We start from the raw sequence: 9,366 nt of genomic DNA, 5'->3' as shown, positions 1-9,366 counted from the left end.
CCATAGCGGCCTCCAGAAGTTTGTGTTGATTTCTCTTCTGAGAGGCCGCGCCTTGCTATGTCAACTATTTTTTGAGATTTTTAGTGGTTTTTCTCCTCTGAAACTCTAAACTCTAGTACCAATAATAATTTTTAACACCAAAGGAACAAGCAGGAGGATGAATATGCCTAGCGGTGTCGTAAAGTGGTTTAATAACGCTAAGGGTTACGGTTTCGTTACCCCAAATGAGGGTGAAGAAGATGTGTTCGTACATTTCTCCGCCATCGAAATGGACGGATACAAGACGCTCAAAGAAGGTCAGGCCGTGGAATTTGAAATCGAGCAGGGACCGAAAGGCCTGCATGCACAGAACCTGAAATACGCTGCAGAATAACTGTTCGACCAAACAAAAAAGCCTGCCGGAATTCTTTCCCGCAGGCTTTTTTCGTTACCAGCCCGGATAGATCTACATTTGCGCAATCATGGCGTCGCCAAAGGCCGAGCAGCTCAACAGCTCAGCTCCTTCCATGAGGCGCTCCAGATCATAAGTGACCGTCTTTTTCTGTATCGCAGCACCCATGGCCTTGATGATCAGGTCCGCGGCCTCTATCCAGCCCATGTGACGCAGCATCATCTCGGCAGAAAGGATCAGTGAGCCCGGATTGACCTTGTCCTGCCCGGCATATTTGGGCGCCGTACCGTGGGTGGCTTCGAACATGGCCACAGTATCCGACAGGTTTGCACCTGGGGCGATACCGATACCACCCACCTGGGCCGCCAGGGCATCAGAGATGTAGTCGCCATTGAGATTCAGGGTAGCAATCACATCGTATTCTTTCGGGCGCAGCAGGATCTGCTGCAGGAAGGCGTCGGCAATGACATCCTTGACGATGATCTCCTTGCCTGTATTGGGATTCTTGAAAGAACACCAGGGGCCGCCATCGATCTCCACGGCACCAAATTCCTCTTTCGCCAGTTCGTAGCCCCATTCCTTGAAGGCACCTTCGGTGAACTTCATGATATTGCCCTTGTGCACCAGGGTGACAGAATCACGGTCATTGTCCACCGCATACTGAACAGCCTTGCGGACCAGTCGTTTTGTCCCTTCACTGGAAACGGGTTTTACGCCGATGCCTGAGGTCGCTGGAAAACGAATCTTGGTGACACCCATTTCGTTCTGCAGAAAATCGATTATTTTTCCCGCTTCTTCAGAACCGGCCGCCCATTCGATTCCCGCGTAGATGTCCTCGGAATTTTCGCGGAAGATGACCATATTGGTGCACTCCGGATGGCACAGAGGGCTGGGCGTGCCGGAAAAATAGCGTACCGGGCGCAGACAGACATACAGGTCCAGTACCTGCCGCAGGGTCACGTTCAAAGAACGTATGCCACCGCCAACAGGCGTGGTCAGCGGTCCCTTGATGGAAACCACGTAGTCTTTAACCGCATCGAAGGTCTCTTCAGGCAACCAAGTATCGTCGCCGTATACCTTAACCGCCTTCTCGCCGGCATAGACCTCCATCCAGGCAATAGCCTTTTCACCGCCATAAGCTTTGGATACCGCTGCATCCACCACTTTCTTCATCACCGGTGTAATATCCACGCCAATACCATCACCCTCGATAAAAGGTACGACGGGATTGTCAGGCACATTGAGGCTGTTATCCGCGTTGACGGTTATCTTTTCGCCACCGGCGGGAATTTCAATTTTTTCGTAAGACATTAAACATACCCTTTTTGCTATTGTATGGCGCACATTCTAACATTTTCATTCCCCCCATGACGCGCCTGATCCTGTTCAACAAGCCATACGGAGTGCTCACCCAGTTTACCGACAGGGAAGGCCGGGCCGTGCTGGCGGATTACATCCCGCTGAAAGGTGTATATCCCGCGGGCCGGCTCGACCGGGACAGCGAAGGCCTGCTGCTGCTGACCAACAACGGCAAGCTAGCCCACCGGCTCACCCACCCGAAGAAACACACCTGGAAAACCTATTGGGCGCAGGTGGAAGGCAGCATCGCCAACAGCGACCTTGATCCTCTCAGAAAGGGCATAGTGCTGAAGGACGGTCCCACATTGCCAGCAAGAACCAGGGTGATTACCGAACCGGAACTTTGGCCCCGGGATCCCCCGGTTCGCTATCGCGCCAGCATCCCCACCAGCTGGGTGGAAATCCGCATTCAGGAAGGACGCAACCGCCAGGTGCGGCACATGACGGCGGCCATCGGCTTCCCCACTCTGCGTCTGGTACGCGTGGCTGTCGGCGATTGGCGGTTATCAGGCCTTCAACCCGGGCAGTGGAAACAGATCCCCTGTAAAATGAAGCCATGATCTGGAAACCACATGTTACTGTCGCCGCCGTAATCGAGCAGGATGCCCGTTTCCTGCTGGTGGAAGAACACATCGACGGCAGAGCTGTCTTCAATCAGCCTGCCGGCCATCTGGAACAGGGAGAATCCCTGCCCGATGCGGCTGTTCGCGAGGTACTGGAGGAAACCGCCCGTGACTTTGCGCCCCAGGCCCTGCTGGGTACCTATCTCTACCGGCTGAAGGAAAAACAGCGTTCCTACCTGCGTTTTTGCTTTACTGGCGAGGTGGGAGCAGCGGATCCCGCCCGCTCACTGGACAGGGAAATCATTGCCACCCACTGGCTGACACTGGATCAGATCCGGGCGCGTGAAAATCAGCTGCGCAGCCCCATGGTGCTACAATGCATCCACGACTATCTCCGGGGCGTACGCCTGCCCCTGAACAGCCTGCACCATCTCGAAGCATGAGCAAAGGCAAGGTCATCATCGGGCTGTCCAGCGGCGTCGATTCAGCCGTTGCCGCCCTGCTCCTGAAGGAACAGGGCTGGCAGGTGGAGGCCCTGTTCATGAAGAATTGGGAAGAAGACGACGATTCGGAATACTGCTCCGCAGCCGAGGACCTGGCGGACGCCCGCTCGGTGGCCGATACACTCGATATTCCCCTGCACACAATGAATTTCTCGGCAGAGTACTGGGAGCGCGTTTTCAGCTATTTTCTCGAGGAATACAAGGCAGGACGCACGCCGAACCCCGACATCCTGTGCAACCGGGAAATCAAGTTCAGGGCTTTCCTCGATCATGCCCTGGACAGGGGCGCCGATTGTATCGCCACGGGCCACTATGCCCGCGCCACCTGCGATGAAAGCTGCCATCTGCTGCAGGCAGAAGACGACAACAAGGATCAGACCTACTTCCTCTACATGCTGGGCCAGCACGCCCTGAAACACAGCCTGTTTCCCCTGGGCGGCCTGACCAAACCCCAGGTGCGCAAGATCGCTCGGGAAGCCGGTTTCAGCAACTCCGGAAAAAAAGACAGCACCGGCATCTGTTTTATCGGGGAACGGCACTTCCGTGATTTCCTCTCCACCTACCTGCCCGCCAGTCCCGGCGAAATACAGACCCCCGACGGCACGGTCATCGGCCGACACCAGGGCTTGATGTACTACACACTGGGACAGCGTCAGGGGCTGGGTATCGGCGGTGTTGCAGGATCAGAGGAAGCTCCCTGGTTTGTCGCCGGCAAGGATCTGGAACACAATATACTCATCGCCGTGCAGGGGCACGATCATCCATTGCTGTTCTCAGGCAGCCTCGAAGCGGAACAGCTTCACTGGATCAGCGGCAGCCCGCCCGGACGGGCATTCGAAGCACAGGCACGCTGCCGTCACAGGCAGCCCCTGCAGGACTGTAAGGTAGTAGTAGAGGACAGATTCATGCACGTGGATTTCAGGCTTCCCCAGCGCGCCGTTACACCGGGGCAATCGGTGGTGCTGTACAGCAACGGCGAATGTCTCGGCGGGGGAGTTATCCGCTGATGAGCCGGAAATACACAGACAGGGACCATGCGCTGATTCTCGGTGGCGTGTTTCAGAGCGCCCGGCTTACCTTCGAGCTCGCCCGTTATGGTAGAACCCTGGATGAAGCACTGAATGCCAGCATCGCCAGCCTGTTCCAGACCCACCCCGATTCTGTGGAAGCGGTCTTCGGCACCCCGAAAAATCTGACACTGGGGCTGCACCATTTCATCGTACAGCTGGAATCACCCGCAGACAGAAACCCCGAACTCACCCAGTACAGCATCCGTCTGCTGCAGTTGGGCAGAAAGCTGTTCCTGGACAAGAACAAAGCTGCGGCACTGGGGGCGGACCTGAAGGCTTTTGAGTCACGTATCGATGCATTCGATTTCGAAAAGCATACACAGTACAGCCAGCTTGCCAGAATCTATCAGGACCATATCAGTGGCATGTCACCTAAAATCATGGTCCAGGGAGAACCCCTGCATCTGGAGAATCCGGACATTGCCGCCCGTATCCGCAGCGCATTGCTGGCAGGCGTAAGGGCCGCTCACCTGTGGTATCAGTGCGGTGGAAAACGCTGGCATTTACTGACCCGGCAGCGGCGTCTCCTTGCCGCTGCTCATGAACTTCTGGAGGAAGAAACATGAACAAACAGATTCTTGCAATTACCGGCATGGCTGCCCTTTCACTCAGTCTGGGAGCCTGCGACCCAAATTCGGAAAACGATGCCAAATTGAAAAAGGAAGCAAAGGAACTGGTGGAGCAGACCAAGGAAACGGCTGCCGCTACCGCTGCAGTGGTCAAGGAAAAAGCCGCTATTGCCGGGGAAGTGGCCAAGGAAGTGTATGAGGATGTCAAAGATGAAACTGCAGAGGCTGCCAAAGCAGTCGCTGATAAAAGCAGTGAGTATTACCAGACCGCCAAGCAGAAAAGCGGAGAATACTACGAAGCTGCGAAGGAAAAGACCGGTGAATACTACGATGCTGCTGCTGAAAAAACCCACGAGTACCTGCACGACGGGGAACCCTCAACCGCACCTTCAGCGGTACCGCTTCCTGAACCGGGTGCTGACCCCTCCCCCGAAACAGACTCGCCGGCGACACCTCCCAACTCAGGCTAGCCTGTAAATTTCAACCAGCTGGCGGTGGATTCGCGATAAAATCCCCGCCAGTTTCTATTTCTGAATATGGAGTTCTTTTCCCATGAGCAACAGCTTCAACGCCCGGGACACCCTGGAAGCCGGCGGCAAGACCTACGAGTTCTACCGACTGGACGCCATCGACGGCAGCGCCCGCCTGCCCTTCGCCACCAAGATTCTGCTGGAAAACCTGCTGCGCAACGAGGACGGCGTCACCGTCACCAAAAGCGATATCGAGGCCCTGGCCAACTGGGACAGCCAAGCCGAGCCCAGCCAGGAGATCCAGTACCGCCCCGCCCGGGTGCTCATGCAGGACTTCACCGGCGTGCCCGCCGTGGTGGACTTGGCCGCCATGCGCGACGCTATTGCCGAGCTCGGCGGCGATCCCGAGAAAATCAACCCCCTGCAACCAGCGGAACTGGTCATCGACCATTCGGTGCAGGTGGACAAATTCGGGATACCCAATGCCGCGGAACTCAACGCCCAGATCGAATTCGAGCGCAACCGCGAGCGCTACCAGTTCCTCAAGTGGGGCCAGCAGGCCTTCAACAACTTCAAGGTGGTGCCGCCGGACACGGGTATCGTGCACCAGGTGAACGTGGAATTCCTGTCCCGGGTAGTCTTCGCCCATGAGAACCAGGGTGTGCTCCAGGCCTACCCCGACACATTGGTGGGCACGGATTCCCACACCACCATGGTCAACGGCCTGGGCGTACTAGGCTGGGGCGTGGGCGGCATCGAGGCCGAGGCCGCCATGCTGGGCCAGCCCATCTCCATGCTGGTTCCCAAGGTGGTGGGCATGAAGCTCACAGGGCAGCTTCCCGAAGGGGCCACCGCCACGGACCTGGTGCTGACCATCGTGCAGAAACTGCGTGAGCACGGCGTGGTAGGCAAGTTCGTGGAATTCTACGGTGATGCCCTGTCCCACCTGCCCATGGGCGACCGGGCCACCATCGCCAACATGGGCCCGGAATACGGCGCCACCTGCGGCCTGTTCCCCATCGATGAGGAAACCCTGGACTACATGCGCCTGACGGGCCGCCCCGAGGAGCATATCGCCCTCACGGAAGCCTATGCAAAAGCTCAGGGAATGTGGAGAAATAATTCACAAGTCGCTGATTATTCAGAAACACTTGAGCTGGATATTTCCACCATCGTTCCCAGCATCTCCGGCCCCAAGCGCCCCCAGGACCGCATTGAGCTGCGCGAATCCAAGCCGGTGTTCCAGCGGGATTTGGAGAGCCTGAAATCCCAGGCGGGCATTCAGGGCAAAGGCCCCGTCAAGACTGTCATCGACGGCCAGGAAGTGGCACTAGACGATGGCAGCGTGGTCATCGCCGCCATCACTTCCTGCACCAACACCTCCAACCCCTCGGTGATGATCGCTGCCGGACTGGTGGCGCAAAAGGCGGTGGAAAAGGGCCTGGACACCAAGCCCTGGGTAAAGACCTCTCTGGCTCCCGGTTCCCTGGCCGCCACGGATTATTTGCAGAAGGCGGGACTCCTGGAATCCCTGGAGAAGCTGCGCTTCGATATCGTGGGTTACGGCTGCACCACCTGTATCGGCAACTCCGGCCCCCTGCCCGAGGCTGCCTCCAGAGCCATCACCGAGGGCGATCTCAGCGTCACCGCGGTACTCTCCGGCAACCGCAATTTCGAGGGCCGGGTACACGCCGAGGTGCGCATGAACTATTTGGCCTCCCCGCCCCTGGTAGTAGCCTACGCCCTGGCCGGCACCATGAACATCGACCTGTACAGCGAGCCCCTGGGCACGGACCGGGACGGCAATCCAGTGTATCTCAAGGACATCTGGCCGACCCAGCGGGAAATCAGCGAGGCCATGGCCGCCAATGTCACCGCGGAAGGTTTTCACAAGGCGTATGAGCATGTTTTCGAGGGGGACGCCAACTGGAAGAACCTGTCAGGAGCCGAAGGCCAGCGCTTTGGCTGGAACACAGATTCCACCTATATCCGCAATCCGCCTTATTTCGCGGGCATGGCCATGGAAGCCGGCGAAATCCGCGATATTCACGGCGCCCGGGTGCTGGCCCTGCTGGGGGATTCCGTGACCACGGATCACATTTCCCCCGCCGGCGCCATCAAGGCCGATTCCCCTGCGGGCGAGTATGTGCAGGAACACGGCGTGGATCCCAAGGACTTCAACTCCTACGGCTCACGCCGGGGCAACCACGAAGTGATGATGCGCGGCACCTTCGCCAATATCCGCCTGCGCAACCTGCTGGCGCCGGGCACCGAGGGTGGCGTCACCCTGCATATGCCCAACGGCGAGCAGATGTCCATCTACGATGCCGCCATGAAGTACCAGGATAGCGGCACCCCGGCCATCGTCATCGCCGGCAAGGAATACGGCTCCGGCTCCTCCCGGGACTGGGCGGCCAAGGGACCCAAGCTCCTGGGTGTGCGGGCGGTCATCGCCGAATCCTACGAGCGCATCCACCGCACCAACCTGGTGTGCATGGGCATCCTGCCCCTGCAGTTCAAAGATGGCGAAACGCCCACTACCCTGGGGCTGTCCGGAAAAGAGCTGTACTCCATCACCGGCCTGGCGGACGGTAGCCCAAAAGAAGTCGTGGTCACCGCCACAGCAGAAGGCGGCCACCAGATTATCTTCAATGCCCGGGTGCGCATCGATACCCCCAACGAGTGGGAATACTACCGTCACGGGGGGATTTTGCAGTACGTGTTGCGCGACCTGGCCGCCAGCTGATCCAACAGCGCTACAATCCAATGAAACCCGGCAGCCGCCGGGTTTTTTTTGTTATGCTTTTTGTCATGAAGCAATACCAGCTGCCAAAGTCGATACAGCCCATTCTGGACAGTCTGCGGGATCTGCTGCCCATCGTATTGGTGGTGAGCATTTTTCAGCTGCTGGTAATTCGTCAGCCTCTACCAAACTATGTGGATTTGCTGCTGGGCATATTATTTGTTGCCATCGGCCTGAGCCTGTTTGTAAAAGGGCTGGAAATGGGCCTTTTCCCCATCGGCCAGTCCATGGCGCAGTCTTTCGCCCGCAAAGGCAGCGTGGTGTGGTTGCTGCTGTTCGCTTTCGCTCTGGGGTTCGGCACTACGGTGGCCGAGCCTGCGCTTATCGCCATTGCAGAAGAGGCTTCCGAGATAGCCGCAGCCGGCAACCTCATTCATCAGTCCAGCGATTCCATGGAAAGCTACGCACGCGGGCTGCGTTACACGGTGGCCCTCTCCGTGGGACTGGCCATCGTGTTGGGTGTAATCCGCATTCTGAAAGGCTGGCCGATACACTGGCTAATCGTGAGCGGCTATGTGTGCATTATCATCATTACTGAATTTGCACCCAGGGAGATCATCGGCATTGCTTACGACTCCGGCGGAGTGACCACGTCTACTATCACTGTGCCCCTGGTCACTGCACTGGGAGTGGGACTGGCCTCTTCCATCAAGGGACGCAACCCCATGATCGACGGTTTCGGTCTTATTGCCTTTGCCTCGCTCACACCAATCATGTTTGTCATGGTTTACGGGATGGTCATCCATTGAATCTGCTGTCAGGTCTGCTGTTTACGGGATTGAGCACCATTCTGGATGTGTTGCCTATCGCTGTGATCATCTTCGGTTTTCAGTTCCTGTACCTGAAGCGCCCGATTCCAAACATGAAAAAAGTCCTACTGGGCTTTGCCTATGTGCTCGTCGGGCTGGCTTTCTTTCTGGAAGGTCTGGAACTGGCGCTGTTCCCGCTGGGCAAGACCATGGCCGCACAACTGACTGACCCCAGGTTCCTGGGTATAGCCAACCCGGAAGACATTCACTGGTCCGACTACTACTGGGTGTATGCCTTTGCTTTTGCCATCTGCTTTGCCACCACCGTCGCGGAACCGGCCCTCCTTGCCGTGGCGATCAAGGCGCATGAAGTTTCCGGCGGTTCCATCGGCATCTGGGGACTGCGTACCGCCGTGGCCCTGGGGGTCGCCCTGGGAACTGGTACTGGGCACCTGGCGCATTGTCACCGGCTACCCCCTGCACTGGTTCATCATCGGTGGCTATGTGGTCGTGGTGATTCAGACCATGTTTGCACCGCGCATGATCATTGCCCTTGCCTATGACTCAGGCGGTGTTACCACTTCCACCGTCACCGTGCCTCTGGTTGCGGCACTTGGCCTGGGGCTGGCGCATAACATACCGGGCCGCAGCCCCCTCATCGATGGCTTCGGTCTCATTGCCTTTGCCAGCCTGTTTCCCATGATAACCGTCATGGCTCATGCCCAAATCGCCCACTGGCAAGCAGGCAGAAAACTTTCACCTTCTTTGGAGGTAACTACTCACCCCTATCAGCATAGAGCTGTCCCGAAAAGGCCATTTGAATGGCGACCAGCGGATTGTATCCCTGATTTGCCATGGTCTGCAGGTAACTGGAGATGCGGCAATAGGC

At 57.5% G+C, this 9,366-nt stretch carries 8 protein-coding genes and 1 pseudogene; 8 read left to right on the top strand and 1 reads right to left on the bottom strand.

Annotated features, from left to right (window positions below; genetic code table 11):
* Positions 1-163: 163 nt before the first annotated feature.
* Entirely contained in the window at positions 164-373 is a 210-nt protein-coding gene (locus tag ACOCD2_RS07015) for a cold-shock protein (protein ID WP_293646224.1), read from the top strand.
* Positions 374-445: 72 nt separating this feature from the next.
* Here the strand turns inward: ACOCD2_RS07015 and icd are convergent, their stop codons facing one another.
* Complete coding sequence (gene icd / locus ACOCD2_RS07010; protein ID WP_293646226.1) at positions 446-1,702, bottom strand: NADP-dependent isocitrate dehydrogenase; 1,257 nt, start codon at positions 1,700-1,702, stop codon at positions 446-448.
* Positions 1,703-1,758: 56 nt separating this feature from the next.
* Between icd and ACOCD2_RS07005 the strand changes: the two genes are divergently transcribed.
* The 7 genes and pseudogenes from ACOCD2_RS07005 to ACOCD2_RS06975 form a co-directional block, all read left to right on the top strand.
* On the top strand, positions 1,759-2,310 hold the full coding sequence (locus tag ACOCD2_RS07005; protein WP_293679840.1) for a pseudouridine synthase: 552 nt from the start codon (positions 1,759-1,761) through the stop codon (positions 2,308-2,310).
* On the top strand, positions 2,307-2,756 hold the full coding sequence (locus ACOCD2_RS07000; protein ID WP_293646230.1) for an NUDIX hydrolase: 450 nt from the start codon (positions 2,307-2,309) through the stop codon (positions 2,754-2,756). Before ACOCD2_RS07005 ends, ACOCD2_RS07000 begins: the two co-directional genes overlap by 4 nt.
* Positions 2,753-3,823 (top strand): tRNA 2-thiouridine(34) synthase MnmA, encoded by a 1,071-nt coding sequence (mnmA, locus tag ACOCD2_RS06995; RefSeq protein ID WP_293646232.1) that lies wholly within the window; start codon positions 2,753-2,755, stop codon positions 3,821-3,823. Before ACOCD2_RS07000 ends, mnmA begins: the two co-directional genes overlap by 4 nt.
* A complete protein-coding gene (gene hflD / locus ACOCD2_RS06990) occupies positions 3,823-4,452 on the top strand; it encodes a high frequency lysogenization protein HflD (protein ID WP_293646234.1) in 630 nt (209 codons plus the stop codon). Before mnmA ends, hflD begins: the two co-directional genes overlap by 1 nt.
* On the top strand, positions 4,449-4,925 hold the full coding sequence (locus ACOCD2_RS06985) for a hypothetical protein (protein WP_293646236.1): 477 nt from the start codon (positions 4,449-4,451) through the stop codon (positions 4,923-4,925). Before hflD ends, ACOCD2_RS06985 begins: the two co-directional genes overlap by 4 nt.
* Before the next feature lie 82 nt (positions 4,926-5,007).
* Complete coding sequence (gene acnA / locus ACOCD2_RS06980; protein ID WP_293646238.1) at positions 5,008-7,671, top strand: aconitate hydratase AcnA; 2,664 nt, start codon at positions 5,008-5,010, stop codon at positions 7,669-7,671.
* A 65-nt stretch (positions 7,672-7,736) separates the two neighbouring features.
* Positions 7,737-9,200, top strand: a pseudogene (locus ACOCD2_RS06975) (DUF1538 domain-containing protein); the annotation flags it as partial.
* Positions 9,201-9,366: the final 166 nt, after the last annotated feature.

Origin of the sequence: Thiolapillus sp. (assembly GCF_048562965.1) — a bacterium.
GTDB classification, from domain to species: Bacteria; Pseudomonadota; Gammaproteobacteria; order Chromatiales; family Chromatiaceae; genus Thiolapillus; species Thiolapillus brandeum_A.
Note: the sequence above shows the minus strand (reverse complement) of the source record. Positions and strands in the feature narration are given on the sequence as shown.

Bases quoted from the DNA above. Each gene is read 5' to 3' on its own strand.
- ACOCD2_RS07015 (WP_293646224.1), top strand. From the start codon at position 164: ATGCCTAGCGGTGTCGTAAAGTGGTTTAATAACGCTAAGGGTTACGGT.
- icd (WP_293646226.1), bottom strand. From the start codon at position 1,702: ATGTCTTACGAAAAAATTGAAATTCCCGCCGGTGGCGAAAAGATAACC.
- ACOCD2_RS07005 (WP_293679840.1), top strand. From the start codon at position 1,759: ATGACGCGCCTGATCCTGTTCAACAAGCCATACGGAGTGCTCACCCAG.
- ACOCD2_RS07000 (WP_293646230.1), top strand. From the start codon at position 2,307: ATGATCTGGAAACCACATGTTACTGTCGCCGCCGTAATCGAGCAGGAT.
- mnmA (WP_293646232.1), top strand. From the start codon at position 2,753: ATGAGCAAAGGCAAGGTCATCATCGGGCTGTCCAGCGGCGTCGATTCA.
- hflD (WP_293646234.1), top strand. From the start codon at position 3,823: ATGAGCCGGAAATACACAGACAGGGACCATGCGCTGATTCTCGGTGGC.
- ACOCD2_RS06985 (WP_293646236.1), top strand. From the start codon at position 4,449: ATGAACAAACAGATTCTTGCAATTACCGGCATGGCTGCCCTTTCACTC.
- acnA (WP_293646238.1), top strand. From the start codon at position 5,008: ATGAGCAACAGCTTCAACGCCCGGGACACCCTGGAAGCCGGCGGCAAG.